Here is a 26,922-nt window from a genome sequence, read left to right on the forward strand (position 1 = left end):
TCGCGAGCCGCCCACTCATATAACAAACTGCGCGCGCTGCCTACCGACGACGGCGGGCAACTCTCCGGGGTGCCGGCCTCGCGGCCGCAGAGCGACGGCGAGCCGGTCTGCCCTTGGCGGCCTTTCTTTTCGCCGCTTTTTTCAAACCGAGCGTGCGCACCTTGGTCTGCACCGAGGCCTTGGTCCGCTTGAGCAGCTTGGCGATTTTGGTCGCCGACATCGTCTTGTAGCCACGGCGAAGCTGCGCGACTTCCGCGCTGCTCCACGCCTTGGCGCCCTTGCGTACCCTGCGTACCACGCGGGTCTTGCCGGCGGCTCGTCTTGTTCTCGTTTTGCGCATTGAATGTGTCTCCTTGAAAACGTTAGAGTGAAGATACAGGAATGGTTGTCTTTAGGCCGTATGTCATCATCTGTCAAACCATGTCTATCACGACGTCATGGAATATGGCAACAATCTAACGTCGGGACCATCAATGTCAACAAATAAGTAGCCTGTTTGTTCACCTAATCGGAAGGCAAATGATGACTGCGTCACTCCCGAATCGTGTGCCACACACCCCCGCACGCGTGCAAGCATGTGCGCGAATCTACATCGTCATCGCATCAAATTCACTACGGGTGTCTGGAGATGAGTATGAATGGTAATGCCAGTCGATACGCAGAGGATCAACGAGTATCCGGCCGCCGCAGCTGCTCAAGCGCCATAGCGGCGGCGCGCTGCTCGGCCTCTTTCTTGGTGGGGCCGGTTCCTTCGCCGAGACGCTGATCGCCAACCCGCACCGCCACAGAGAAAGTTTTGTCATGATCAGGACCGAATTCGCTTATTACCTCATACTGCGGCGACCCGCCCCCCTGCGCCTGGATGAGTTCAAGTAATTCGCCCTTGAAATTCCGCTGGGAGTCATCGGCGGCAATGCTGTCTCGCCGCGAGTATAGGCAACTGATGATCGTCCGCCGGGCCGCCTCGATACCAGCATCGAGATAAATCGCGCCGATTACGGCTTCGAAGGCATCGGAGATGATCGACGCCCGGTCGCGCCCGCCGCTCTTTTCTTCCTCGGACGACATCATGATGTAGTTGTTGAGGCCAATCTCGACCGCCACGCGCGAGAGCGCCGTCTCATTCACCAACATTGCTTTTACCTTGGTGAGGTCTCCCTCGGTCATGTGGGGATGGTCTCGGAAGAGTTGATCGGCAATCACCAGTCCGAGCACCGAGTCGCCGAGGAACTCGAGTCGCTCGTTCGACGGCACCAGGCCGTTGCGCACGCGGATGATGGAGCGATGAGTCAAACCCTGGCGAAGCAGGGCGCGATCGTGAAAGCGGTGACCGAGAATGTCCTCCAGCGGCGCGAGGTCTTTGGTGTGGGAAACCCGTGTCGATCCGGAGAAGACTCGCCTGATCTGGGTCCAGATGCTCATTTATCCGGCGCTGTTTACTTTGCCGACCGCCAGGCAGACGTTGTGTCCGCCGAATCCGAAGGAGTTGGACAAGGCGTGCGTGATGATGCACTGTCTCGCCTGGTTGGGAATATAGTCAAGGTCGCATTCAGGGTCCGGCTCATCGAGATTCATGGTCCCGTGGACGGTGCCGGTCTCGATAGCCTTGAAGACGGCCACGAGCTCGAGCGCGCCTGCCGCTCCCAGCAAGTGACCGGTCATCGATTTGGTAGAATTGCACGGAATCTTGTAAGCGTGTTCGCCGAAGACAGCTTTGATCGCCTTGGTTTCAGCGATATCACCGAGATCGGTGGCGGTGCCGTGCGTGTTGATATGATCGATTTGATCCGGCTTCAGGCCGGAATCGGCGAGCGCCATGCGCATGGCCTGCTTGGCCCCGAGCCCGTCCGGGTGCGGTGCGGTGATGTGATAGGCGTCGGCGGTCATACCTGCCCCGAGGATTTCGCCATAGATGTGCGCGCCGCGTTTGACCGCATTATCATAAGACTCAACCACCATCATAGCAGCGCCTTCGCCCATGACGAAACCGTCACGCCCCTTGTCGAACGGTCGCGACGCATGCTGAGGATCATCGTTGCGAGTGGACATCGCCCGCGCCTGGCAGAAACCGGCCAGCGACGACGGTGTAATCGGGGCTTCGGCACCGCCCGCCAGCATGACATCGGCTTCGCCGCGCTGAATGATGCGGTAAGCGTCGAGCAGCGCGTGCGACGAAGATGCGCACGCCGAGACCACACCGTAATTCGGGCCGCGGAAATTGAATCTCATCGAGACCAGCCCGGCGCACATGTCGATGATCATCATGGGAATGAAAAACGGCGATACCCTGCCGGGTCCCGCGCTTATCACTTTGCCCACCTGATCTTCGAACGTCTCGATACCGCCGATACCTGAACCGATAACCACTCCGGCGCGCTCGCGATCGAGCGTGTCGAGATTGATTCCGGAATCCGCCATCGCCTGCTGTGAGGCGCCCATGGCGAACTGCTGCACCAGGTCGGTCCGCTTCACTTCCTTCTTATCGAAGTACAGAAGTGGATCGAAGTCTTTCACTTCGGCGGCAATCCGGGTAGTGTAGTTGGTGACGTCGAATTTCGTGACCGGCCCGGCCCCCGACGTCCCGCGGAGCAGCGCCTGCCAGAAATGGTCAACGTCGTTTCCAATGGGAGAAACGACTCCCAAACCGGTGACAACTGCTCTTACTCGCATGGTCCTGGCCCTCCAGGGTGAATGGGGTCCCCGACAGACCCGCCTCACCACTACCTCTTTGACTTGCTTTCAATGTATTTGACGGCGTCGCCGACCGATGTGATCTTCTCGGCGTCTTCATCCGGAATCTCCAGGTCGAACGCCTCCTCGAGCGCCATCACCAACTCGACCGTATCCAGCGAATCGGCCCCGAGGTCGTCCACAAACTTCGCCCCGGTGGTCACCTGGTTTTCTTCCACGCCGAGTTGCTCTACGATGATCTCTTTGACTTTCTGCTCAACAGACATGAGTAGCTCCTTCTTATTATTTCAGACTTGACGATTGAGTTCTAAACTGTAAGGCCGCCGTCGACCGTCAACACCTGGCCGGTGATATACGCTGCTTCATCCGAAGCCAGAAACATAACCGCCGCCGCGACATCGTCCGGCGTACCCGGGCGGCTGATAAGCACCTTCTTCAGGAAGTCTTCCCGAGCCGATTCGGGGAGCGCCCTGGTCATTTCAGTCTCAATAAAACCGGGCGCCACCGCGTTGACGGTGATGCCGCGGGAGGCCAGTTCCTTCGCGGCCGACTTTGTCAGGCCCACAAGACCGGCTTTGGACGCCGAGTAATTGGCCTGGCCGGCATTGCCGGTCAGACCGACCACCGAGCTGATGTTCACAATACGGCCGTAGCGCTGCTTCATCATGATACGGGCAGCCGCCTTGGTCACAAGAAACGCCCCCTTCAGGTTGATGTCAAGCACGAGGTCCCAGTCTTTTTCGTCCATTCGAATCATGAGGGTATCACGGGTGATCCCGGCATTATTGACAACCACGTCAATTCTGCCGAACTCCTTAACGGCCGTATCCAAAAGCCGGCTGATGTCATCCTGGCTGGTGACGTTAGTCTTTATGCCCATCGCTATGCCGGGCAGACTCTGCGCGGCCTGCTGCACTCCGGCTTCGTCGACATCACACAGCACCACCGACGCCCCGGCTTCGGAGAACTTCCTCGCAATCGCCAGTCCGATCCCGCGCGCCGATCCCGTAATAAGGGCCACTTTGCCGCTAAAATTCACACTTTGCCTCATTCCGCCTATCTTGTGGGAGCCAGGGCCAAGATATCGGCCAGGGTGTCCAGATTGACAAGTTCCTGCGGTCGCATTTCGCGCCGGGCCAGACCCGTGAGCACTTTGCCGGGGCCGATTTCGATCACGCGCGTAACGCCGGCGTTGGCAAGCCAGGCCATGGTCTGTGCCCAGCACACAGGGGCCGTTACCTGCTGCACGAGAAGTGTTCTTATTTGTTCCGGTTCGGTTACCGGCTCGGCCGTAACATTGGCGATAACCGGCCGCGACGGCTTACTTATCTTGACCTGTTTGAGGTGCTCACGCAAGCCATCTCGGGCCGGCGCCATCAAAGGCGAATGGAACGCGCCGCCCACTTCGAGGCGCATGGCGCGCTTGGCTCCGGCGGCTTTGGCCAGCTCCGCCGCCTTGTCCACTGCCGCGATCTCACCTGAGATAACTATTTGTCCCTCGGAATTGAAATTGGCCGGCACGACTACCCCCGCCGATGCGGCGTCATCGCAAACCTTCTGCACCTGTTCGGGAGTCAGCCCCATGGTCGCGGCCATGGTGCCCGGGTTCTTGACGCATGCCTCTTCCATCAGCGCGGCCCGCTTTACAACCGCTCTTATCGCATCCTCGAAACTGAGTGCACCGGTCACCGCCAGCGCACCGTATTCTCCCAGCGAGTGCCCGGCCGCGAAATCAAAGTCGGGGAGATCGTCGCCCAGAATCCTGAGGACTGCGAGCGAATGAAGCAGAATCGCGGGTTGTGTGAAACGGGTCTTTTTCAATTGGTCGGCCGGTCCCTCAAATGAGAGCCTGGCGATATCGGCCGAGATCTCGCCAGAAGCCAGCTCGTACAACTGGCGCACCTCGGCGGAGCTTTCGTACAGATCCTTAGCCATACCGACATACTGCGAGGCCTGGCCCGGAAAGAATAGCGCCGTCTTGCTCATCCCATTACCACTTTACCAGAGCTGCGCCCCAGATCAGTCCGCCGCCGAACGCCACCATGACCACATGATCTCCCGGCTTGATCCGCCCCTCGCGGTTGGCTTCGTCGAGCGCGAGCGGCACCGACGCCGCCGACGTATTGCCGTATCTGTCGATATTCAGGTACACTTTCTCCATGGGGATGCCCAGGCGCTTGGCCATCGCTTCGATAATGCGGATGTTCGCCTGGTGCGGCACGCACAGCGCGATATCGTCGATAGTCAAGCCCGCATCCTGCACGACCCGTGCGGCAGCCTGACCCATTTCGCGAACGGCCACTTTGAATACGTCGGAACCGTTCATCATGATCTTGTCGGTACCGTCAAAGGTAAACCCGGCCGAATAGGGATGCCGGGTGCCACCGGTCTTTTGCCAGAGGAGCGGCCTGAGAGTGCCGTCGGAACGCATATACGATGACAGCAGTCCGGAGCCGTTGTCGCACGGTTCGAGGACGACCGCGCCGGCGGCGTCGCCGAACAGCACACAAGTGTTGCGGTCGCCGTAGTTGGTAATAGCGGAGAGTTTTTCGGTGCCTACTACCAGTGCTCGGCGGTGTTGCCCGGTCACGATATAGGAGTTGGCAATGGAGAGCGCGTTTATGAAACCGGTGCAGGCAGAGACTACGTCGAACGCCACTGCATTGGGAAAGCCTATCCGTTCCTGTAGAACGCAGGCGTTTGAGGGCAGCCGGTAATCCGGCGTGACGGTGGCGCAGATGATGAGATCAATATCTTCATGGCTGGCGTCGGACATCTCCAGCGCGCGGCGTGCCGCCTCGACCCCCATGTCGGCCGAGGACATCTCATCGGGCGCGATATGCCGCTCGCGAATACCGGTGCGGGAGATGATCCACTCGTCCGAGGTATCCACGATCTTCTCGAAATCGGCGTTAGTCATCACTGCCGGTGGGGCATATGACCCCGTTCCGGAGATCCTGGCTCTCAACTGATGGCTCATCTTTCTTTCCAAAATGGTTGGCGCTCAATTCACGGTGGATACACTCGTTTATGCGCTTGCGGGCCATGTCATGCGCCACGCTTACGGCGTTCGTAATGGCCTCGGCGCTGGACGATCCATGGCAGATAGTAACAACGCCGTTAACACCGAGCAGCGGTGCGCCGCCGGTCTGGGCGTAATCGAATGATCTCTTGAGACGACGAAGGAACGGCAGCAGCAGGGTGACCCCGATGCGCGAAAAGAAATTAGTCTGCACCTGGTGGTTAATAGCCTTGCGCACGAACGGCAGCACCGATTCGCCGAACTTCAAGATGATGTTTCCGGTGAAGCCGTCGGTCACCGCCACGTCGACATCACCGGAGAGAATATCGCGTCCCTCAATATTGCCGACAAAATTGATCTTGGACTCACTCAGCAGCTTGCGCGCAGCGAAAATGAGTTCGTTCCCCTTGCTCCGCTCCTCGCCGATCGATACCAGCCCTACCCTCGGATTGTGCGTGTCAAACAGGATCTCGGAATAGACCGAACCCATCACCGCGAACTGAGAGATGTGCTGCGGTTTGCAGTCGACATTGGCGCCGACATCGAGCACAATACACGGCCGCCCGGTGCTGGTGGGAAACGCACCCGCAATAGCGGGCCGTATCACCCCGTGAATTCGGCCCAGGATCAGCAGGGAGCTGGCCATAACCGCGCCGGTATGGCCGGGCGACACGAAAGCATCGGCCTTTTTGTGGCGCACGAGATTGAGCCCGACCGCAATTGACGAGTCTTTCACGCGCACCCCGTCGGTGGCCGACATAGTCATCGGCACCTCGGCAGGCGCATGTTCGACCGAGACATTTGACGGTCGATCGGCCACATGCGCCAGTATCCGGTCGATCAGCTCGCGCTTACCGACCAGAGTCAGGTGCAGCGAGTCGCCCAGATTACGGGCCGCCGCCAGACCGCCCCGAATTATCGTATCCGGGCCGTGGTCGGCGCCCATCACATCCAGAACTACAGACTGTCGTGAATTATCGGTCATCAATCCCTGATAAGCATGCCCTGGAAAGGCATATGAGATTTAGGCCTCCGCAGTCTCAATAACCTTGCGGCCGTCATAATATCCGCAGTGCGGGCAGATATGGTGCGGCAGTCGCCCCTGGCCACATCTCTCACAACTAATGACGTTGGGGGCATCAAGCTTCCAGTGCGTACGGCGTTTCCGGCCGCGGGTCCGGGAGTGTCGTCTTTTTGGTAACGGCATTTAGCTTGCCTCGTTTCAGCTTTGTCGATCCGGGAACAGCTTCCTCAGTCCATCCCAGCGCGGATCGAGGGTTTCGATCTTACAGTCACAGGTCCGTTCGTTGAGGTTTGCGCCGCACGTCGGGCAAAGGCCCCGACAGTCCTCCGAACAGAGCGGTTTCATCGGAATCGACAAAACCAGCGCCTGACGAACCGGCACAACAATATCGACCCTTAGATCGTTCCCCTCAAAACAGACATAATCCTCTTCGTCAACGTCGCGGTGGCGGGTCGCCTCCTCACGGGAGTAGACCACGAAATCCACCTCACCGGCGAGTTTGCTGTCAAACTCACCCAGACAGCGGGCGCACTCCACCACTACCTGGGCCTCTACCCGACCCTGGCAATAGTACTCGTCCGCGGCCTTCTGTATGTCCAGGTCAACGTGAGCGGCCCTGACTTTGACAACCAGGTCATCGAGACGGGCCAGCTCACCAGGATCGGCATAAATAGAAGTCTCCGCGGGGTACTCGTCGAACACCCGCAGGTCCAATATCACAGCTTGAAATACTAACGAAAACGACCGTCAAAGTCAAGGAGCAAAACCCCCCGACAAGCCATTCGGCGACATGGGGATACCGGCGGTTGGCGACCGGAGGTTTCGATCCCGCCCAAAGGGAGGCGCACCCGGGTATTCTGTGCGCGGGCGCTTCCCATCCCACCCGCAAGCGGTTGGGCCACCTAGGGGTAGTTTTGACCCACTGCCTAGTGTGTCTCTTTGTAGATCTTGATACGGTTGTGGGCACGTTCCAGGGCAGCCCGGGCGCGGGGTACGTCGATGTGTTTATCACCCGCCGCAGCAGCTTTCAGCATCTCCCAGGCACGGTCACGTGCCGCGGTGGCCCGCTGCAAGTCAATTTCAGCGGTCTCTTCCACAGCATCGGCCAGTAGCGTAGCTACGTTACCTGATACCTCGAGAAAACCTGACGTCACCGCGAGGAAATGTGTCAGATCATCGACGTCGCGAAATTCGATTTTCCCCGGATGCAGTGCCGTAATCAGCGGCGCATGATTGGAAAGTACGCCCAGGTATCCCTCGGTGCCGGGGATTATCAACGACTTTATATCAGCCTCGAAAAAGACCTTCTCCGGCGTGACAATGCTCAGCCGAAACACCCTGGTCATCCTTTCGCTTGTTCGTACCGTTGCAGCACCTCATCGAGACCGGCAGCCATATAGAAATGCTGCTCGGGAATATGATCCAGGTTGCCGGCTATAAGTTCGGCGAACCCTTTGACCGTATCTTCGACCTTCACATAAACGCCGGGACGCCCGGTAAACGCCTCCGCCACGAACATCGGCTGCGACAGGAATTTCTGAATCTTGCGCGCCCGGTGGACAGTCTGCTTGTCATCATCCGACAATTCATCGATACCGAGAATCGCGATAATGTCCTGCAGATCGCGATAACGCTGGAGAATCCGCTGAGTCTCGCGCGCCACCCGGTAGTGTTCCTCGCCGACCACTTTCGGATCGAGAATGCGTGAGGTCGAATCAAGGGGATCGACCGCCGGATAGATGCCAAGCTCGGCGATCTGCCGCGACAACACGGTGGTAGCATCGAGGTGCGAGAATGTCGTGGCCGGGGCGGGGTCGGTGAGATCATCGGCGGGGACGTAGATCGCCTGCACCGACGTAATCGATCCGGCGCGTGTGGAGCAAATGCGCTCCTGCAAGCCGCCAATTTCTGTACCGAGTGTCGGCTGGTAGCCCACTGCCGACGGCATCCGGCCCAACAGAGCCGACACTTCGGAGCCGGCCTGCACGAAACGGAAGATGTTATCGATAAACAGCAGCACGTCCTGGCCCTGCTCGTCGCGGAAATACTCCGCCATGGTAAGCGCAGAGAGACCGACCCGAAGCCGAGCGCCCGGCGGCTCGTTCATCTGGCCGAATACCAGCGCGGTCTTCTTAATGACTCCCGAGGCGGTCATCTCAAGCCAGAGGTCGTTGCCCTCGCGAGTGCGTTCGCCCACGCCTGAGAATATCGAGAAGCCGCCGTGCTCGGTGGCGATATTGTGAATCAGTTCCTGAATAATGACCGTCTTGCCCACACCGGCGCCGCCGAACATGCCGACCTTACCGCCTTTGGCGTACGGTTCGAGCAGGTCGATGACTTTGATGCCGGTCTCAAACATCTCGATTTGCGTGACCTGGTCCTCGAACGGTGGGGCCAGCCGATGGATAGGCAATCGCGGGCAATCGGAAGGAATCGGTTCACCCGGATCAAGCGGTTCACCAAGCAGGTTGAACAGCCGTCCCAGCGCCCGTTCGCCTACCGGCACGGTGATCGGGCCGCCGGTGTCGATCGCTTTCATACCCCGCGTCAGTCCGTCCGTGGTAGCCAGGCCGACACACCGAACCAGGTTGTCGCCGATGTGGCTGGCGACCTCGACCACCAGCGTCCGCTTCTGATGCTCCACCGGGATCTTGATCGCGTTGAGAATGTCCGGCAGGGTATCGGCGGGGAACTCGCAATCGACCGTGTTTCCGATCACCTGCACTACTTTGCCGATATTTTCAGCCATCTGTAAAACTCCGATATCGCTAGGCACTCATCTTCAAGTACTGTGGTCGCGCCTATCCGGCCAGAGCCTCGGCGCCGCTGACCACCTCAAGCAGTTCTTTCGTAATCTGCGCCTGGCGCGCCTTGTTGTATTCCAATGTCAGGGTGTTGACCATCTCGCCGGCGTTCTTGTTGGCGTTGCCCATGGCGATCATCCGGCTGCCATGTTCCGACGCAAACGACTCCAGCAGCGCCGTAATCATCTTGGTATTGGCATAGCTCGGCATCAACTGGGCGTAGATCTGCTCCGAGGTCGGTTCGAAAATGTAATCGCTCACATGAGCTTCCTCGCCGCCGTGTTCCGGCCGCGGCACGGGCAGGTACTTCTCTATCCCCGGACGATATTTGACCAGCGAAATGAACCTCGTAAAAGCCAGGTGGATTTCGTCGGTCTGGCCGGTCACGAATCTGTTCGTGAGCCACGCAGCCAGCTCACGACCGCGACCGTAATCTATCACCCCACCCCAGTCCCCATAGTATTCGACTATGTTCCCTTTCCGCCGACGATAATAATCGCGCGCCCGTTTACCGACCGCCACCAGTTCGAGACCGGCATCCTGATGCTCCCTGATCCAGCGATCCGTCTGGCGCAGCATATTTGAGTTGAACGAGCCGCACAGGCCGCGATCAGAGACGACTATGACAAGAGTACGATTCCTGACCGGGCGTTCCTCGAAATACGGATGGGTGATTTCGGTGGCCGATCCGACCGCCAGATGGCCGAGCATTTCATCGAGTTTCAGCGCATACGGCTTGGCCTGCTCGACCCGCTGCTGTGCACGGCGAAGCTTGGCGGCGGCCACCATCTCCATAGCCTTGGTGATCCTCCGGGTGGAGATGACCGTCCGAATTCGCTTTTTTACTTCACGCAGTGTTGCCATCGGTACCCGTTATGCACTCCTGCTCGTTCTCAACCACACATCAGAACTGGAAACCGACCATCAAACGAAAATCGTTGTTCTTGAATTCCAGCGCTTTGTCCTCATCATCGACAATGTTGATCTTATCGGTGCCATCGACCAGGGCGCCGGCGTCTTCGAATACAACGCCTAACCCAACTGTGTAGCGCAGATCAAAAGTGACTTTGCCCGACTGCCCGACAGCCAGACCCAGCCCGCCACCTATCGTGAGTCCAAAGTCGAGGCTCTTGGCATTGTCTATGTCTTTGTCACCAAGATTTGGGTCATCTGCGGGTGGATTCTCGACCTGGTATTTGGACGCGATATTGAACGCGGCTACCGGCCCAACGAACATAAACGGCGACGCGCTGCCTGTCGACGTGAAGTTGTATTTGACCAACACCGGGACCTCGATGTAGTCGTTCTTGAGCTTCACGGTGTAGGTATCATCGTCCGCCTCAGTAGTCTCACCTTTGGCCCCTTTGGTGACATATAGAACTTCCGGTTGGATGCTTACGCCGCTCGTTCCAATGTACATCTCGGCGGACAGGCCGCCGGCAACTCCGAAGAGGGCCTTCTTGTCGATCGTTACCGTTTCCATTTGCTCAACGGCATCCCAACCGTCGCCAGACATGTTCGCCATGGTCGCGCCGGCTTTGACTCCAAATCTTATCTGTGAATCAGCCGACACTGTCACGGCAAAAAGCAACGACACCAGAAGTAATAGAACAATTTGACGCATCACTACCTCCTTTGCAGGTTGTGTACTTTAGGCCTTGAACTGCTCCTTAAACCGCTTCACCGCTTCCTTCAGCTTCGACTCCGTTGCCTCATCTATAATCTTCTCTTTCGCGAGCGTGTGTTCGATATCCGGGTACTTCTCATCGCAGAACTTGAGGAACTCCGTCTCGAACTGGAGCACTTTATCGGTCGGCACGTCATCCAAATGCCCGTTCGTCCCGCACCAGATGATCATGCACTGGCGGGCTACCGGCATCGGGACATACTGTCCCTGTTTGAGCAGCTCGACCATCTTCTCGCCGCGATTGAGCTGCTTGCGGGTGCCCTCGTCGAGGTCCGACGCGAACATAGTAAACGCGGCCAGTTCGCGATACTGCGCCAGATCGAGCTTCAGCCTGCCGGCTACCTGACGCATCATCTTTACCTGGGCGTTGCCGCCGACTCGCGACACTGAGATACCGACGTTAATGGCGGGGCGAATGCCGGCGAAGAACAGCTCGCTCTCGAGAAAGATCTGACCGTCGGTAATGGAAATCACGTTGGTCGGGATGTACGCGGATACGTCGCCGGCCTGTGTTTCGATGACGGGCAGCGCGGTCAGCGAGCCGCCGCCCTTGGCATCGGAGAGTTTCGCTGCCCGTTCGAGCAGGCGAGAGTGGCAGTAGAAGATGTCACCCGGGTAAGCTTCGCGTCCCGGTGGACGCCTGAGCAGCAGCGAAAGTTGTCTATAAGCCTGCGCCTGTTTGGACAGATCGTCGTAGACACACAGCACATGCTTGCCTTTGTCGCGGAACTCCTCGCCCATGGCGCAGCCGGCATAAGGCGCGATATACTGCAGTGGGGCCGGATCGACCGCGCTCGCGGTGACCACAATCGTGTAATCCATGGCGCCGTTACGGCGAAGCGCCTCCACCACCTGGGCGACAGTCGACTGCTTCTGCCCGACAGCGACATATATGCAGATAACGTCAGTATCTTTCTGATTGATAATCGTGTCGAGCGCCAGCGCGGTCTTCCCCGTCTGGCGGTCGCCGATGATCAATTCGCGCTGGCCGCGGCCGATCGGAATCATCGAGTCAATCGCTTTCAGTCCGGTCTGCAGCGGTTCTTTCACCGGCTGGCGTTCCACCACGTTGGGGGCGATACCCTCGATGATGCGGAACTTGTCGGTGACAATCGGTCCCTTGCCGTCGACCGGCTGCCCCAGCGGGTTGACCACGCGCCCGATCAGGGCGTCGCCGACCGGCACCGACGCCACCCGGCCGGTCCGCTTGACCGTGTCGCCCTCATGAACGAGGCTGGACTCGCCGAAAATAGCCGCGCCGACATTATCCTCTTCGAGATTGAGCACCATGCCGACTACGTCGTTGGGGAACTGGATCAGCTCGGACATCTGAACGTCCTGCAGGCCCCAGATACGCGCGATACCGTCGCCGACCTGCAGCACCGTGCCGACCGACTCCATCTCAAGCTTGGTGTCGTACTTCTCGAGTTCTTTGCGAATAATCGATGATACTTCTTCGGGATTGAGTCCCATCACTCAACTCCTGTATAACTTCAAATCACGTTTCGTCATATCAGCGCCATGTATCGGAATCATCCGACCCCGACAAACCGTGGCAGTACTCTCTTGTGCGCGGCATAATTACAAATACCGCCTCTCGTTTCCGCTCCTAATGGACTTTGATGTGGACCAGTTGTTCTTCCAGCTTATCAAGTCCATGCTTAACGGAACCGTCGATTATCTCGTCGCCCATCAGCACGACCATTCCGCCGATAATCGCGCGGTCAATTTTCTTCTCCAGTTCGATCTTCTTACCGGTCCTGGCCGCCAGCCGGCTCACCAGTTTGGCTTCATCGACGGGCAACAGCGGCACGGCAGTCGTGACGGTCGCGCGCACTATGCCCTGGTGCTGCTCGACCAGGCGATTGAACTCATCTATCACCTCGAGCAGATACATCGCCCGGCGCTTTCGCACCAGGACCGCCAAAAACTCGACAAACAGCGGCTCCATCCGTTCGCCGAGAATCCGGCGAAGCAGCTGCAGCTTTTGCTCCTCGTCGATCTTGGGCGAGCTGAGAAATCGGGTCAGTGACGCGTCCCCAGTCAGTACCTTGCGAAGGTCACCGAACTGTGTGTAGGCCTGGTCGACCAGACCGCGCTTGCCCGTCGAGAGGAAAAGCGCCGTCGAGTATTTCTTGGCGACCTGCTGGGCGATCATTCAGCTTACGCCCTTCCCAGTTCGTCGATATACTGGCCGATCAGCTCGCGATGCTTGCGATCGTCCATCTTTTCGCGCACCACTTTTTCGGCGGCGGTCATGGTCATGGTGATCATCTCGTCGCGAAGCTGGACCTTGGCCTTGGCGACATCGCGCTGCAAGTCGGCCTTGGCCTTCTCATGAAGCGCACGCACCTCGGCCATCGCCTGGTTCTTAATATCCGCCGCGAGCGATTTGCCTTCCTTGACCGCTTCCACCAGCTTGGCCCGGCGTTCGTTATCGATCTCCTTCATGCGGGCCTCGTAGTCAGCGGTCACTTTGGCGATCTCCGCTTTCTGGTGATCGATCTTCTCGAACTCGCCGGCGATCTTGTTCCGCCGCTCTTCCATCAGCGCCAGCAGCGGTCCCCAGGCAAAGCGCTTGAGGACCCAGACGAAAACCAGGAACCCCAGCGCATGCGTGAGGATTTGTTTCAGTTCAAAATTCATAGCACTACCTGTTACGGGTACAAGTGGCTCTCCTCGGAAACCTCACCGGGAAGCGCAATCAGTGCGTGCCGATCTTGCCGCTGGCCAGAATGTAGACGATGAACACGTAGATCGTCAGGGCCTCGATAAAGGCAGCGCCGATGATCATAGCGGTCTGGATCTTGCCCGCCGCTTCCGGCTGCCGACCCATCGCTTCCATCGCCGAACCAACCGCCCGCCCGATTCCCAGACCGGAACCTATAGCCGCCAGTCCAACCGCGAGCGGAGCCGCCAATCCCAACATTGCCTGATAATCCATCATTTCCTCCTTAGGAACGTCGCTATGTATGTTATGCTCTTATCTTCTTTCAACATGATTTAGTGCCCGTGTTCTTCATGCGGCAGCATCAACAGAATGTAAATCGTGGACAGCAGTGTGAACACCAGGGCCTGGATGGTCGAAAGCAGCAGTCCAAGAAAGTAGAACGGCAACTGCAGCGGCACCCCGACCGGTGAGAAAGCCAGTATCGCGATCCCCAGCCCCACGAAAACTGCCACCAGCGTATCCTCGCCGGTGATGTTGCCGAAAAGTCGCAGCGCGAGTGAAAACGGCTTGGCCAGCTCTCCTATGATGTGAAGCGGGAACAGAAGCGGCACCATGCACCAACTGATAACGTCTCTGGGGCTGCCCGCCATGTGGTGCAGGTAGCCGAGAAATCCCAGCCGGGTCACTCCGGTCCACTGGGCATACAGGAATGTGAGTATCGCCAGGGATGCCGTGATGTTCAGACTGGTCGAGGGCGAATGCCCCAGCGGCACCATGCCGATCCAGTTCATCAACAGTATATAGAAGAAAAGCGATCCGAGATACGGCACGTATTTCTTGGCGTCGTGGCCGAGAATCGACTCGATAAAACTGTACATCCCCTCGACCATCATCTCGACCGCGTTCTGCAGTTTGCCGGGGATCATCTTCCGGCGAGCGTAGACTGTCATGCTCACACTCGAAAGAACCACTCCGATCACAAACGCGAATATGACATTGACCCAGTGATTGGCAACGCTGTCGGGACCAAACAAGAGGGCTACCAGATTCGGCAGATGAGGTGCGCCGCCATGCGCGCCCGCGCCTGCGCCCTCGGCCGCAGCTTCTTCGCCGGTGGTGACAGCGATCGAGACGATCGGGCTGAACCATGACGGCATAATCATCGCAAGTCTGTGCACAACCAGCAGAGTCATGCCATACCCTCAGCTTCTTCATTCTGCACTGTAGTGTCGGCCACACGCCAGATCGACCCGCCGATCCCCTTCAGAATTATGATCAGCAGCAGACTGGAAAAACCGTAAAGCAGGTAGAGCGGGTCAAACTGCGGCACTTTGGCCAGCGCATAACCCGAGAGGTAGAGGAGCGGGAATTTGAATATGGCGATCCCAAAAACTTTGCGTTTGTCGATCTTGCCCGGATGAATCGCCGCCCGCACCAGTGCCGAGATGAAGATCAGGTTCACCATCCCCCAAACGCCGCCGGAAAACACCGCGAGGGCAGGCCACACGCCGAGGTAATAGACGCCGAAGGGGACGAAGATCAGCAGGACAACGCCCGTTGTTCTCAGCGTGCGATCGATAAACTCCAGTCCCACTTACTTGCGATCCTCTTTCTCTTCCATCGCCTGAGCGCGCTTGATCATGATGAACAACTGTCGCGCGGCGGCTCCAAAACCCAGGGCCAGGCCGAGTAACATCAAATATGGTTCAGTTCCAAACCTGGCGTCGGCCCACTGCCCCAGAAAGAACCCGACCAGGATCGATGCCGCCAGCAGAGTCGGAACCGTGATATAAATTCCGGCCGCTCCGTACCGACCGCTCTTCTTTTTCTGAGGCGACCCGCTCTCCGGGGACATATCTAACCCTTTGGGGCGTCAGCCAGTCCGCGCCAATATATCGGCAAGCGGGTCGCTGTCAACCCCTTAATAGTACTTTTTTTCACAATCACAGCGCACGCCGGTGGAGCAGTCGCACGAATTCGTCAACCAGACACCGGGGCCGCATGATGGACGCAACTGGCGATTTCGCAAGCCCTTGCGGGGTACGGCCCTTTTTTGACTTGCCCTTACCGGCCTCTCCAAATATAAATGATACATACTTTTGGAGACTACAATAATGAAGCTTCTTATCTGTTGCCTGATGGCCGTCACCGTGATCTCAGGATGCGGCGCACAGGACACCGAAACCGCACCAGCCGCCCAGTCCCAAGCACAAGCGCCGGCACCCGACGAAGCAGAGCTGACCGCCGCCGCCCGCAATCTGGCCGGGCAGTTCGGCCGCGACCTGCAGTCTGCTCTGTTGGGTGCACTAAACGAAAATGGCCCCGCCTATGCCATGCAGGTCTGCCAGATTCGCGCCGGTGAGATCGCCGCGGCTCATTCGGCCGCCGGATGGTCGGTCAAGCGGGTGAGTGATAAGTGGCGCAACATTACGGGCCGCCCGGACAGTGCCGAGGTAGCAGTTCTGGCAACCTTCGCCGATCTGAAAACTGACAGTGAGTTTCTGACGCGATGGTCGGGACCGGATTCTGCTCGGGTCTTCAATTACTACCAGACAATTGTCGTGCGCGAGATGTGCCTGCAATGCCACGGCGACCTGCAGAGTGTCGATCTCGATTTGTGGCAACAGGTCAAGATCGCCTATCCGTACGACAAAGCCACCGGTTACAAAGAGGGCGACTTGAGGGGCATGTTCGTGGTGTCGGCGCACCTGCCCGAGGCGGAGAAGATCGCCCCAAAACTAGCCGAGGGCATCCCGATTGGCGATTTGGTAGCAAAAGATACCACGAGCGCCGACACGACTGCGAAACAGTAGGGCAGAACCCCTTGGTGGTTCTGCCGTTAGGGTGTCGGACAGGTGGCCCACCTTCCAGGTGGGTTTCTATAGAGGCTGCATCGGGAAACGTCGTTGAACTCAGGAGGTGGAAAGAGACTTCCATGTTCCCGGATCGATCAGTTACCTGTGTCCGGGTACAGACAAACCAGACAAGAAACCCACCCAAAGGGTGGGCCACCGATCGAGAGGTGTCCTGCTCGCTAAAATGTGGGATGCGAACCCGATGCGTATACCCTACCATCTTCTCGCCGATGTAATACTCGTCGTCCACCTGCTGTGGATCATCTTCATGCTCTACGGTTTCGCGCTGACCGTGCGCGCCTTCTGGCGACCGTCGTTCTGGGATCGCTGGCTGTTCCGCACGATTCACCTGGCGGGAATTATCTTTGTGGCCAGTCTCGAACTGATGGGCAAGTACTGTCCGCTTACTATCTGGGAAAACGCCATGCGGCGAGAGTACAACCCCGACGGCTCCTACCCCGGCTATTTCATTCTGGACACAATCGAACGACTCATCTACCCCGATGTCAGCCCGCTGGTGTACCTGATTCCCACTTATGGTATCGCGCTGTTCACACTGGTGATGTTCGTGGTGAAACCGCCGTCGAAGTTTCGGAGGCGACCCAAGTCAACGTAGGTCGAAAGCCCTGCGCTTTCGACATAGTGATCGCGGGCGGAAGACCTCCCGGTCTGCCACTTCCAAAGACTTATTCGATACACGGGCAGACGAAATCCCGCCGTCGGCGGGCCGCGCACGAGAATCGGGCTACGTCTTCCTGCAACCACTTCGCGATTTGCAGGAGCGAGTGGACATGGGTGCCCGACTGGATCGGGCATGACGGGGCTGGGCTGGTGGATGGTCCTGATATATTAGATGTCGAAACCGCCCGCGAAGCGGGGGTCTGGTTTCGACCTACACGTCTAAAACTGATACCCGGCGCTGAAACGAAGAGTCTCGTCGAAGGCGTCGTGGTCGAGATAGGCGAAATCGAACGATAGGCCACGGTATAGCACGCCCACGCCGGTCGTGAACCGACCGATGTCGAACCCGGCCCGACCAAACAGCATCCCCCGCCACTCGATTTCGCCGCCGAAATGAGTATCGAGCGATAGCGATCCGCTCCAGTACTGCGCGCCCGACTTGATGTTCTCAAACTTGATATCGCCCGAGCCCGTCAGCCGCCCAATGAAATCATCGTAGCTGTACTGAAACATCACCCCCGGCTTGACCGTGGGATAGATCGACTCCGTGGAGCGGTCGTACTTGATGAACCCGGTGGTGATGTCGGAAATCATAAGACCGAAACTGGTGCACTCACACGGCCGCCAGACCGCGCCGGCATCGGCGGTCAGTCCCCAGCCGGATTCGACCCCCAGGTCACGATAGATGATTTTTCCGGCGATGCCGACATGGATGTCGGGGGCGATCTGTCGCGACAGCGCTGCCGAAAAGAGCCAGTCGCCGTGAGATTCCTCGCGGACTACATAGGGGCGATCATCCTGGTCGAGATCCGTTATCTTGATTCCGTCGCCCCCCAGGTAATACAGATAAAAGCCAATGGCGTCAAAGAATCCCCGCGACGTGTCCCCCACGCTGCGGGCATCGACATACCCAATGAAATCATGGTTGAGCAACGATCCGAATGTCTCGGCATGCATGGCAGTAAAGTGGCGCGACCCGAGCAGGTTCATGCCGGCGGGATTCCAGTACGGCGCGGAACCGTCGAAAGGCCCGGCCACCACCGCTCCGCCCAATGCCAGACCGCGTCCGCCGACTCCAAGCGTAAACGCCTCTCCGGCGTACTTGGCCCCGAGCGCCGATTCGGTTCCAAACAGCAACGCTAAAGCGATGCCGAGACTGAGCAGATAGCGACCGGTGGTAATCATATCAAGTCACAGACGAACCGACTGTACGATTGTGTCATCGGCAGCCGGTTCCATCATCGGGAGCCGCATAATACTCTTTAACGGTCAGGCCGCCAACAAAGATCGAATCGACATTCTGGGCAAAAAAAAGGCGGGACCGAAGTCCCGCCTGTGATCTTCTCGAAATCGATAAGGCTTAGAGCCCGCCGCCGGTTTTCTCAGGCTTGGCCTGGGCGGTGCCAGTGGACTTGGCGCAGCTCTTGGCGCAGGACTTGGCCGCTTCCGGACCGCACGGGTGATTCGCATTTCCGGTAGCCTTTGAATCAACCGTAGTCACCGAAACGGCCGGGACAATTTCCGCCTGAAAGCCCTTGTCGCTGACAGCCTTCAGAAGTGACTCACTCTTGACCTTCTTGGGGTCGACCATGACGAAGGCGGTGCCTTCCTTGTAGCTGACCTTGCCGACCTTCACCACGCCCGGCATCTGAGCCAGCGACGCGGTCACGCTGCTCTCGCAGCCGCCGCAGGTCATGCCCTTGATCGACATGTTGACCATGGTGTATTCGCCGGAGGCGCAGAGCTTCTGGCACTCTTCAACACTCATGCCCATCTTGGCCGCGCAGGCGGCAGCCTCGCCGGGCGTGCACTGGCCATTGGCCGAGGCCATGTGGTTGTGGGCGGTCTGGCCGACCTGAGCAGTCTGTGCCGACTTCTCGCCGTCGCAGGCGAATGACACAGCCGGAACAGCCATCAGCGCCGCCAGCGCCATCAAACCGAACACTACGGAAAGCATCCTCTTCATGCGACTTACTCCTCTAAAAGTGTCCTAAAGTTGTCTATTTCTGGTCTTCAATATATCGGCTTCTATAGCCTGAGTCAACTGATCTGTTACCGTTGGTACATGTAATGTGTATTTAACACCTGGGCACGGCAGTGGGTTCCATCGGGCCTATTCAGGCATGCAGCGTAGGTACTGTCGGCGAAATCTGCTCCGTCAACTCCTTATGAGGCAACCTCGTAAGCTCCTGGACGGACATCCCCGTTGGTTCCTGTCGCCGGTCCAATCAGGAAACCGGTATGAGTTTGAAAAACGACTCGCGCTGGGTTTTCGCCACCGATCCGGACGGAATGGCAAGGACCTCCAGCGCCGCCGGGCGACTGCCCCGGATACGTATGATATCCCCGATCTTGATGTCGTACGATGGTTTGACGCGCTGACCGTTCACCTCGAGGAGACCGCTCACGCCGAGCTCTTTGGCCGTGGTCCGGCGCTTCACAACCCCAACAGTGGACAGGAAATCGTCGATTCTCATTCGCTCGGAGATTCGAGGCGGTAGTCTATGTAGGTCCGTTTCTTTAGTTGAGCCAGCCATTGGTCGACCATGTGACCGGTTTTGTCCTGGCGGGCGAGCTCCTTGATACGATCAAAATCCTCCTCGAGCGTCAGCTTCTTCCCCGCCTGATGGTCAAGCAACTGCAATAGATGAACACCGTAGCGTGATTTCACCGGGCCACGCAACTCTCCCGGCGTAGTCCAGCCGGCGACAGCGTCGGCGAATTCCTGGGGCAACTGGCGCATGGCAAACCAGCCCAGCTCGCCGCCCTGCACGCGAGAGTCGTCATCCTGCGAATAGGTTTTGGCGATCTCGCCGAAATCCGCTCCGGCGCGGACTGCTCCCAGCAGAGAATCCGCCAACTGCACGACCGCGGCCGTATCTGCCGATGACGGCTCCACTGCCAGCAACAGATGCCGAAGACGCGACTGGTTGCCTCGTTTCCCCTCGCATTTGATCACGTGATAACCGAACTGGGTGCGGACAACCCCGGAGACGTCACCTTCGTTCAACTTGAACGCCACTCGCGAAAACTCCGGAACGACATCGTCGCTCTCAACAAGCCCGAGATCACCACCATTGGCGCCGGCGCCGAGGCTGGAGTACTGGGACGAAATGGTCGCGAAATCAGCGCCGTCGAGGATCCGTTTGCGCAACTGTTCAGCCATGGCTTTGACCGAGTCCTCTATCGCCGGCGACGGATTGATTGCGAGCAGCACATGAGCCAGTTTAACCGCCTCGGGCTGATCCGGAATGGAGTCTTTGAATTTTTCAAAGAACTCCTCCACTTCGTGCCGCGAGACCGACACACTGTACAGCTTATTCTGGATGTAACGCTGGCGCAGCAGGTTGTTGCTAATATCCTGTTCGTACTGGCGTTCCAGATCGCGAAGAGTCATCCCCTCGGCGGTCAGTGCCCGAAGAAAGGCCTGCTCGCTGCCGAAATTCTCGACCATCCGCGCGATGTGTTCGTCGAGAGCCGCCTTTACCTCGTTGGGGCGAATCTGAATCGTCGTGTCCTTCTTGGCCTCTCTCAGGAAGAGGCGGTCGGATATCATCTGCTCGAGCACCTGCTGCTGGAAGCGGAGCAGCTCAGCCTCGGTTTCGGGGCGCTCTCCCGACTGGAAGGCAGCGATCTGTATCTGGTTCGCCAACTCCGAGGCCAGGATGACCTCGTCCCCGACTACCGCCGCGATCTTGTCCACGGTGTCGGCGGAGTCAGGGTCCGTCTGTGCGAATAGCAACGATCGCGCCAGCAGGACGCACATTACTGCAAACTGGAAACGGCGGTTCATGGCGTGGTGGAGGCGCTCCCCGTGGTCCGGTACAGGTCCTTGTTGATCGTGCTCCAGATGACGTCATCGTGGACTTCAATATCAGTCGATTCGCGTTTCATTTTGAGCCATTCGCGCACCGCCAGGTTCCTGTTCTCGACCGCCAGATGCTCGGCGATGTCTCCTTTCACAGTAAGAAAGTCCTGGTACGCTTCATTGGTCCACTGCACCGGCCAGATTACGGAGAACTTTCCTCTATCCGGTATCGGGCCGCCGACTGTGCCAACCGGAACACGCCGCGCGGCATGGAAGAGCACCGGGAAATGGAGCGAATCGACAAAGCCGAGATCGCCCCGTTTGACGCGCTGGCCGGCGCGCTCGGTATACTGAAAGGCCCTCGCCTGAAACTGGTTCAGCGTGGTGATTTCCCGCGCCAGTCGCTGGGCGAGCATCTGGTCGCTGGCCAGGATCTCGAAGAGACGCACCTGCGCCGGCACCAGGTATTGCTCGCGATTGCGGTCGTAGTAATCGCGCAGTTCCTGCTCGGTGGGCGTGGTCGGCGCCAGGATGGAATCATTGCGCATGATCTCGGCCAGGGTGTAGCGCTCAAACGTTTTGAATTTCATCTTGTAATAGTCGCTTTCGGCCACCTTCTGTCGTTCCGCCTCGTGGATGAGGATATCCATCCGCTTCATCTCGTAGACCACCTCGGACAGGCCGGCGTAATCGTCGAAATTCGGCCTCTCATCCTGCGGGATATACCGTCGAGTATTCATCAGGTAATCTATCACCGATATTTGGCCCCCCTCCCACGTGGCCAGGATCAGCTCTTTTTCGTCGCGGTCGAGCTGCTCGTCATCGAAATCATTCTTGGGCAGTTGATCCAGCACCTGCGGCGGATAAAGCAGCGTGCGCTTGTGGAGAATGTAGTTGGCGACTGTCGTGTCGACAGAGACCCTGTACTTGGCGGCAACACTGTCGAAATACGCTTCGGTCAGCTTCTGGCGTTTGTCGTTGCGAAGCTGCCGGTCCAGGTCGGGGCGCATCCGCGCGTACTCCTCGCGCATGTCGTTCGGTTTCTTGTCCACGACCTTGACGATATGGTAGCCGAACGATGTCTGAAACGGCGGCGTGATCTCACCCGTCTCCAGCCGGAAAACCACTTTCTCCCATTCTTCCGGTGAACTCCCGCGCACAAAATACCCCAGGTCGCCCCGGTTACGCTTGGCGCGGGGGTCGGTCGAATACTGGTAGGCCAGCTGCTCGAAATTCTCGCCGGCCTTGAGCCGCTCGAAAACGGCCTGGGCGGTGTCCGGGCTATCCAGCATGATGTGGAAGGCGCGAATCTGGTACTGGAGATCGTCGTAGATCTGGCGCAGTTCCGCCTCGGAGACGGACACCTTGCTGTCGACATGGAAATGATAGAGAGCGTCGAGCAGAAAACGCGAGCGGTTGGCCTCCATGATCCGCGCCACCTCAGGCGACTGATCGATGTGCTTGGCATAGGCCGCCTGAACAAGCAGGGTGTGATCGATCAGGCTGTCCAGTAGCGCCCGCTTGCCCTCGAACTCTTCCTCGGCCGTGCGAAATCCGACCGGGTTGCGCTGCAGGAAATCCTCGAAGTCCCGAATGGCTATTTTCTCGTCGCCGACCTCTGCGACCGCGCTCAGGTCGCTCTTGCCGCAGCCGGCGCCAAGCCCGGCCACGGCCGCAATCAACACTCCGGCCAGAACCAATCTCAAAGCGAACATCTACCAGCTTCCTCCAGTGCGTAACCGTCTATTTGTACCGGAGCCGTCCCTGGCGGTTCCGAGGGCAGCCCGGTCAGCCGGTATAGATAACAGGTGGGGAGGGATTCGCCAAGTGAATTCGGAGAGCGGAAAAGGCAGGGCAGGAGCTCGCAGCGGCGAGCTCCCGCCATCTGGAGTTACAGGCAATCTGCCAGCCCAAGTGACGGCCCGGTAATGAACAGGTAGTCAATAAGGATTGTAACATCGCCCACTGAAATGTCTCCGCAGCCGGGCGTGGCGCCCCCGGATTGGTTAACATCTGCCTCCGCAAAACAGCCTATAAGATTCTCACAGGTCAAGGAAGTGTACAGCGCATCCAACATGATAGTAATGTCGCCAATGGTTGGCTCGTCGCTGCCATCCCCGTTGGCGTCGCCCACTCGACCCACGCAACAGCAAGCATCACCGATGCCGTTCCCGTCAAAGTCCGCCTGATCGGGGTTGGGTTGATACTGGCAATTATCACAAGAGTTGCCCTTACCGTCGGCATCCGAGTCGAGTTGGTTGACGTTGGACACATACGCGCAATTATCACATAGGTCGCCCCTGCCGTCACCGTCGGAGTCGGCTTGATTGGCGTTGGCAACGGTAGCGCAATTGTCACAGACGTTGCCTTTGCCGTCCCCGTCGATATCGGCCTGATTGGCGTTAGCTACTGAAGGACAATTGTCGCACAGGTCACCTTTCGTATCCGCATCTGTGTCAAGCTGATCACTGTTGGCGACCGTAGGGCAATTATCGCACGCGTCACCATTGAAATCGCCGTCAGTATTCAGTTGATCAGCGTTTGAAACCGAAATGCAGTTGTCACATACGTCACCCACCCGATCCACGTCAACGTCGTCCTGGCCGACGTTGGAGATTTGTGAACAATTATCGCAATCGTTGGCCACGCCGTCTCCGTCGGCGTCGGGTGTGACATACCAGCAGCCGACGTCAACCGGATACGGCGCTACATAAGTGTATGAACCGCAGGAGTTGGTGACGACGATGGATGGGGTCATGAAGCCACCGCGGACATACGAATGCCTGATAGTGTCGGCCGTAGAATATGCGCTCGTTCCGTCGCCAAAACTCCATAGTATGTTGGTAACGGGGATACCCGGCGGTCTCAGATAAGTGAATTTTCGCACGCGGCCTGACACGAAAGTCCAATAGAAGTCACCCGTAGAAAGCGGGCAGGGAGAGACCGCAAACTTTTGTGATTGGAAAGTTGTTCGATTGTCCGCGTTGTCACTTGCGCGTATGCGCAGATAGCAGTTGCTCGATTGGATAGGGGGTACATCCCACAGATATTTTCCGGCCCGATCCGCAGGTGTCGATTTGCTGACATCGGTTTCTTGTGCCTGGTAGCCGTTGTTGTATGGGAGCGGGCCGGCAATCTGTGTCCACGTAGAGCCGGAGTTCGACGTGAAGTCAATATACAATGTGCAGCTATTCAAGAAACCTTCGGCTACATTCCACTCAATCCAGAAAGGTTCATCAGCCATGACTTGTGTCATAAACGAACCCGGCGAAACGAACTGACCCCCGAAGGGGCCGCCTGTGAAATAAGCAACATAGTAGTGATACCCATCCATTGCCACGCTGGTCGTAACATAGATTGGATTCTGATATGGGTCGAACGTATGCAGAACCGCCCCTGTCGACCACCACACTTCCTCCCAATGGTGCAATGTGTATTCGTACCCGTCCTTCGTAAATGGCTTGGCGTATAACGTGTATGGCTCCGCCAAATGCCAATTCTGCTCATAGGGCGTGCGGTAGTCGGCGAAGTTTACGGACACCGGAAAATGATCGCCCACCGCCCAGCCAAAATACTGGTAGTCAATACGGCCGAATCCCTGGCCCAGGATATAGCTCTGCCAAGCACCGTATATGGCTGAAGCCTCCTTTTCCGTGTGGCCAGCGACTGGCAGGGCGTACCGAAAAAGGCACTCTTCCGCGGTATCCGAGCTTATTGACGATGCCTCGGTAATGACGTTAGCCATCATTGCGTTTCGAACAAGGTATAGCCCGGAACACAGCATACAGCCTTGCATGGGATCAGGCTGGTTCATAACGAAGCATTTGTTCTTGTACTTGGTTGAATCCCCGCCACGGAAGTACTCTAATATCCGATACAACATCTTCTTTGCCAGTGTGCTGTCGTAGGCCTCGAGGTCGCGGCGCGAACCGTCATCTGCTGTGTCCTTGTTGCACCAGCGTACCTCGGTAGCCTGAGCCGCACCGGCCGGGAACCCATTGTGGTGGATACTGATAAGTTGGTTAGCGCCGAAATTCTCAGCTTCCTCGACACGCTCCGGAATCGAAATGTCTGTCGTGTCATGACATCGCGACATCATGTAATCCAGGTTTTCTTGGCATCCCCAGTACTCCAAGGTGTCGCGCAGTGCATAGGCTACGTTCAGGTTGACCCATTGCTCTGCGGTGCCGACCCAGATCCCCACGGTGCCATTATTATTATTGGATCCACCGCCGTTATGCGTTACGTCTGCACCCGGCCCGCCGTGCCCCGCGTCCACGTAAATGATCTGACCCTGAACTCGGGAGCATAAAGCTGTCAGGGCAATGAAAGTAGCAATAGCGATTTTCGTTCTCATTTAATCACCTCCCCGAAATCCAGAATCTCGATAAAATGACCATCGGCAGCGTAGTTCCTGTAGGCAATCCTCCTCATGTCAGGAGATATGACGGGATCCATTTCAGTCTTGTCTGGAGTCGAGGTGATTTGAACTTCCTTGGTCGCATTTAACTCGGACATGAAGATCTCATTGCCGATGACGTCGAATTCAGACTGGAGAGGCTTCGTGTACAAAACACGTTTGCTGTCCGCAAACCAATCTTCAAAGTCAATGCCATGGTCGAACAGCCCAACGACGACACCTGATGTGTCGATGATCACCCTCCCGATCCGGCACATGACGTACTGCCCGTTTGGCGAGAGAAGTGGAAGTCTGCAGTCCCATTCGCAACTGATACTCTTGTATTTGCTGCCGTCGGGATGGAGAAGCCACAAACCTCGATTGATCTCAACCCCCAGATAGCCAGTGAAAGCGCCATCCACAACATAGTACGCGTCTGAACGGAGGCCTGCGCGTTCCCTATGTTTCTTAAGCGGCTCCGGGCTGTCCACGCTCTCGCGTGCAAGTACAACTCCGCCCGTGTTGAGCCGCCTCGGTCGGGTTCTAACCTGTGAACCCCAGTTCATTGATTCAGAGTAGATGACATCTACTTTGCCATCCGAGCGGATGGACAGATAGTCCCACTGGCTGTAACTCCCTTTCTCAGCCTTCACTTTTCTGTTGCGTGTGAACAACAGTTCGTCAGGGCTGGACCATTGGTAGGTGGCCTCGTTGAGTCCGTCAATCTCGGTTGGCGGAGCTATTGTTCTTACCGTCCCCGAATCAACCACATAGAGTTGCAACCCCTTTGCATTCGCGAACGAAAGATACTTTCCGTCGGGCGACCATTTGCAGAACCTGCCGGGGCCCACCTCGATTAAAGTTGGCTGCTGTAGGTCACCAGCCTCTGCGAGCTGAGCCAACACAGCCCAGACCACAAACACCCTGATTACGACATCTCTCATACCCACCTCCATCGCTTGGGAATTGGTTTGATCTGGAATACTATCATGCACCCATCTTATACACCCCTGAACTACGTAAACCCGCGTGCCGCCCGGGCCAAACCAAACCCGGCAGCGCAGTCCCAACAATTTCTGGTGCTTATAATACCTGGACTCAGGCTAACCTGTCAAAAGTCCGCTGTCAAGCGAAATCTTGAGAAAAAAGTCTACCCTACTCGTAGTCCGACTCGAGATAGTCCTGCACGGTCGATTGGCGGCTCAGGCGCTGCGCCAGTTTCTTCGAGAGCTCCACCGCCGAGTTCTCCCCATAGACTTTCAGCATGTGGTTCATCGCGA

General features: G+C 57.7%; 30 protein-coding genes. 2 read left to right on the forward strand and 28 right to left on the reverse strand.

Annotation, left to right across the window (positions count from 1 at the left end; genetic code table 11):
- Positions 1-40 precede the first annotated feature (40 nt).
- From AB1772_07060 to AB1772_07160, 21 genes are all read right to left on the reverse strand, one after another.
- Positions 41-340 (reverse strand): hypothetical protein, encoded by a 300-nt coding sequence (locus tag AB1772_07060; protein MEW5796104.1) that lies wholly within the window; start codon positions 338-340, stop codon positions 41-43.
- A gap of 326 nt (positions 341-666) precedes the next feature.
- Positions 667-1,422: a ribonuclease III gene (rnc, locus tag AB1772_07065; protein ID MEW5796105.1), complete on the reverse strand. Its 756-nt coding sequence runs from the start codon at positions 1,420-1,422 to the stop codon at positions 667-669.
- Positions 1,423-2,670 (reverse strand): beta-ketoacyl-ACP synthase II, encoded by a 1,248-nt coding sequence (gene fabF, locus AB1772_07070; GenBank protein MEW5796106.1) that lies wholly within the window; start codon positions 2,668-2,670, stop codon positions 1,423-1,425.
- A 50-nt stretch (positions 2,671-2,720) separates the two neighbouring features.
- The gene (gene acpP / locus AB1772_07075; protein ID MEW5796107.1) at positions 2,721-2,957 is read right to left on the reverse strand and encodes an acyl carrier protein; all 237 of its coding nucleotides are present in this window, start codon (positions 2,955-2,957) and stop codon (positions 2,721-2,723) included.
- 41 nt (positions 2,958-2,998) lie between these two features.
- A complete protein-coding gene (gene fabG, locus AB1772_07080) occupies positions 2,999-3,742 on the reverse strand; it encodes a 3-oxoacyl-[acyl-carrier-protein] reductase (protein MEW5796108.1) in 744 nt (247 codons plus the stop codon).
- 5 nt (positions 3,743-3,747) lie between these two features.
- Entirely contained in the window at positions 3,748-4,677 is a 930-nt protein-coding gene (gene fabD / locus AB1772_07085) for an ACP S-malonyltransferase (protein MEW5796109.1), read from the reverse strand.
- 4 nt (positions 4,678-4,681) lie between these two features.
- Positions 4,682-5,611, reverse strand: a complete 930-nt coding sequence (locus AB1772_07090) for a beta-ketoacyl-ACP synthase III (GenBank protein ID MEW5796110.1) — start codon at positions 5,609-5,611, stop codon at positions 4,682-4,684.
- A complete protein-coding gene (gene plsX / locus AB1772_07095; protein ID MEW5796111.1) occupies positions 5,604-6,698 on the reverse strand; it encodes a phosphate acyltransferase PlsX in 1,095 nt (364 codons plus the stop codon). The genes AB1772_07090 and plsX overlap by 8 nt, the downstream gene beginning before the upstream one ends.
- Positions 6,699-6,737: 39 nt before the next feature.
- Entirely contained in the window at positions 6,738-6,920 is a 183-nt protein-coding gene (gene rpmF / locus AB1772_07100) for a 50S ribosomal protein L32 (GenBank protein MEW5796112.1), read from the reverse strand.
- Positions 6,921-6,935: 15 nt separating this feature from the next.
- Positions 6,936-7,457, reverse strand: coding sequence for a DUF177 domain-containing protein (locus tag AB1772_07105; GenBank protein ID MEW5796113.1), 522 nt, complete (start codon positions 7,455-7,457; stop codon positions 6,936-6,938).
- A 206-nt stretch (positions 7,458-7,663) separates the two neighbouring features.
- Positions 7,664-8,074, reverse strand: a complete 411-nt coding sequence (gene atpC, locus AB1772_07110) for an ATP synthase F1 subunit epsilon (GenBank protein ID MEW5796114.1) — start codon at positions 8,072-8,074, stop codon at positions 7,664-7,666.
- 5 nt (positions 8,075-8,079) lie between these two features.
- The gene (atpD, locus tag AB1772_07115) at positions 8,080-9,486 is read right to left on the reverse strand and encodes a F0F1 ATP synthase subunit beta (GenBank protein ID MEW5796115.1); all 1,407 of its coding nucleotides are present in this window, start codon (positions 9,484-9,486) and stop codon (positions 8,080-8,082) included.
- 52 nt (positions 9,487-9,538) lie between these two features.
- The gene (atpG, locus tag AB1772_07120) at positions 9,539-10,405 is read right to left on the reverse strand and encodes an ATP synthase F1 subunit gamma (protein ID MEW5796116.1); all 867 of its coding nucleotides are present in this window, start codon (positions 10,403-10,405) and stop codon (positions 9,539-9,541) included.
- 40 nt (positions 10,406-10,445) lie between these two features.
- Positions 10,446-11,165 carry a porin family protein gene (locus tag AB1772_07125; protein ID MEW5796117.1) on the reverse strand — a complete coding sequence of 240 codons (720 nt, stop codon included), beginning with the start codon at positions 11,163-11,165 and terminating at the stop codon, positions 10,446-10,448.
- A 27-nt stretch (positions 11,166-11,192) separates the two neighbouring features.
- A complete protein-coding gene (gene atpA / locus AB1772_07130; protein ID MEW5796118.1) occupies positions 11,193-12,701 on the reverse strand; it encodes a F0F1 ATP synthase subunit alpha in 1,509 nt (502 codons plus the stop codon).
- Positions 12,702-12,837: 136 nt separating this feature from the next.
- Complete coding sequence (gene atpH / locus AB1772_07135) at positions 12,838-13,386, reverse strand: ATP synthase F1 subunit delta (protein ID MEW5796119.1); 549 nt, start codon at positions 13,384-13,386, stop codon at positions 12,838-12,840.
- Positions 13,387-13,391: 5 nt separating this feature from the next.
- On the reverse strand, positions 13,392-13,874 hold the full coding sequence (gene atpF / locus AB1772_07140) for a F0F1 ATP synthase subunit B (GenBank protein ID MEW5796120.1): 483 nt from the start codon (positions 13,872-13,874) through the stop codon (positions 13,392-13,394).
- Between the two features lie 58 nt (positions 13,875-13,932).
- Positions 13,933-14,175, reverse strand: a complete 243-nt coding sequence (atpE, locus tag AB1772_07145) for an ATP synthase F0 subunit C (GenBank protein ID MEW5796121.1) — start codon at positions 14,173-14,175, stop codon at positions 13,933-13,935.
- Between the two features lie 56 nt (positions 14,176-14,231).
- Positions 14,232-15,092, reverse strand: a complete 861-nt coding sequence (gene atpB, locus AB1772_07150; GenBank protein MEW5796122.1) for a F0F1 ATP synthase subunit A — start codon at positions 15,090-15,092, stop codon at positions 14,232-14,234.
- Entirely contained in the window at positions 15,089-15,493 is a 405-nt protein-coding gene (locus AB1772_07155) for a hypothetical protein (protein ID MEW5796123.1), read from the reverse strand. The genes atpB and AB1772_07155 overlap by 4 nt, the downstream gene beginning before the upstream one ends.
- On the reverse strand, positions 15,494-15,754 hold the full coding sequence (locus AB1772_07160) for an AtpZ/AtpI family protein (GenBank protein ID MEW5796124.1): 261 nt from the start codon (positions 15,752-15,754) through the stop codon (positions 15,494-15,496).
- A 259-nt stretch (positions 15,755-16,013) separates the two neighbouring features.
- Between AB1772_07160 and AB1772_07165 the strand changes: the two genes are divergently transcribed.
- Together AB1772_07165 and AB1772_07170 are read left to right on the forward strand one after the other, a co-directional pair.
- Positions 16,014-16,712, forward strand: a complete 699-nt coding sequence (locus tag AB1772_07165; GenBank protein ID MEW5796125.1) for a DUF3365 domain-containing protein — start codon at positions 16,014-16,016, stop codon at positions 16,710-16,712.
- Between the two features lie 244 nt (positions 16,713-16,956).
- Entirely contained in the window at positions 16,957-17,370 is a 414-nt protein-coding gene (locus AB1772_07170; GenBank protein ID MEW5796126.1) for a DUF2784 domain-containing protein, read from the forward strand.
- A gap of 284 nt (positions 17,371-17,654) precedes the next feature.
- Here AB1772_07170 and AB1772_07175 read toward each other — a convergent pair whose 3' ends face one another.
- The 7 genes from AB1772_07175 to AB1772_07205 all read right to left on the reverse strand — a co-directional run bounded on the left by AB1772_07175 (position 17,655) and on the right by AB1772_07205 (position 26,586).
- Complete coding sequence (locus AB1772_07175; protein ID MEW5796127.1) at positions 17,655-18,620, reverse strand: PorV/PorQ family protein; 966 nt, start codon at positions 18,618-18,620, stop codon at positions 17,655-17,657.
- A gap of 175 nt (positions 18,621-18,795) precedes the next feature.
- Positions 18,796-19,401, reverse strand: coding sequence for a cation transporter (locus tag AB1772_07180; GenBank protein MEW5796128.1), 606 nt, complete (start codon positions 19,399-19,401; stop codon positions 18,796-18,798).
- A 262-nt stretch (positions 19,402-19,663) separates the two neighbouring features.
- Positions 19,664-19,912, reverse strand: a complete 249-nt coding sequence (locus AB1772_07185) for a S4 domain-containing protein (GenBank protein ID MEW5796129.1) — start codon at positions 19,910-19,912, stop codon at positions 19,664-19,666.
- Positions 19,909-21,228 (reverse strand): peptidylprolyl isomerase, encoded by a 1,320-nt coding sequence (locus tag AB1772_07190; protein MEW5796130.1) that lies wholly within the window; start codon positions 21,226-21,228, stop codon positions 19,909-19,911. Before AB1772_07190 ends, AB1772_07185 begins: the two co-directional genes overlap by 4 nt.
- The gene (locus AB1772_07195; GenBank protein ID MEW5796131.1) at positions 21,225-22,958 is read right to left on the reverse strand and encodes a peptidylprolyl isomerase; all 1,734 of its coding nucleotides are present in this window, start codon (positions 22,956-22,958) and stop codon (positions 21,225-21,227) included. Before AB1772_07195 ends, AB1772_07190 begins: the two co-directional genes overlap by 4 nt.
- A gap of 176 nt (positions 22,959-23,134) precedes the next feature.
- Positions 23,135-25,600, reverse strand: a complete 2,466-nt coding sequence (locus AB1772_07200; GenBank protein ID MEW5796132.1) for a thrombospondin type 3 repeat-containing protein — start codon at positions 25,598-25,600, stop codon at positions 23,135-23,137.
- A complete protein-coding gene (locus tag AB1772_07205) occupies positions 25,597-26,586 on the reverse strand; it encodes a hypothetical protein (GenBank protein ID MEW5796133.1) in 990 nt (329 codons plus the stop codon). Before AB1772_07205 ends, AB1772_07200 begins: the two co-directional genes overlap by 4 nt.
- Positions 26,587-26,922: the final 336 nt, after the last annotated feature.

The sequence above is a fragment of the Candidatus Zixiibacteriota bacterium genome (genome assembly GCA_040752815.1).
GTDB lineage: Bacteria > Zixibacteria > MSB-5A5 > GN15 > FEB-12 > JAGGTI01.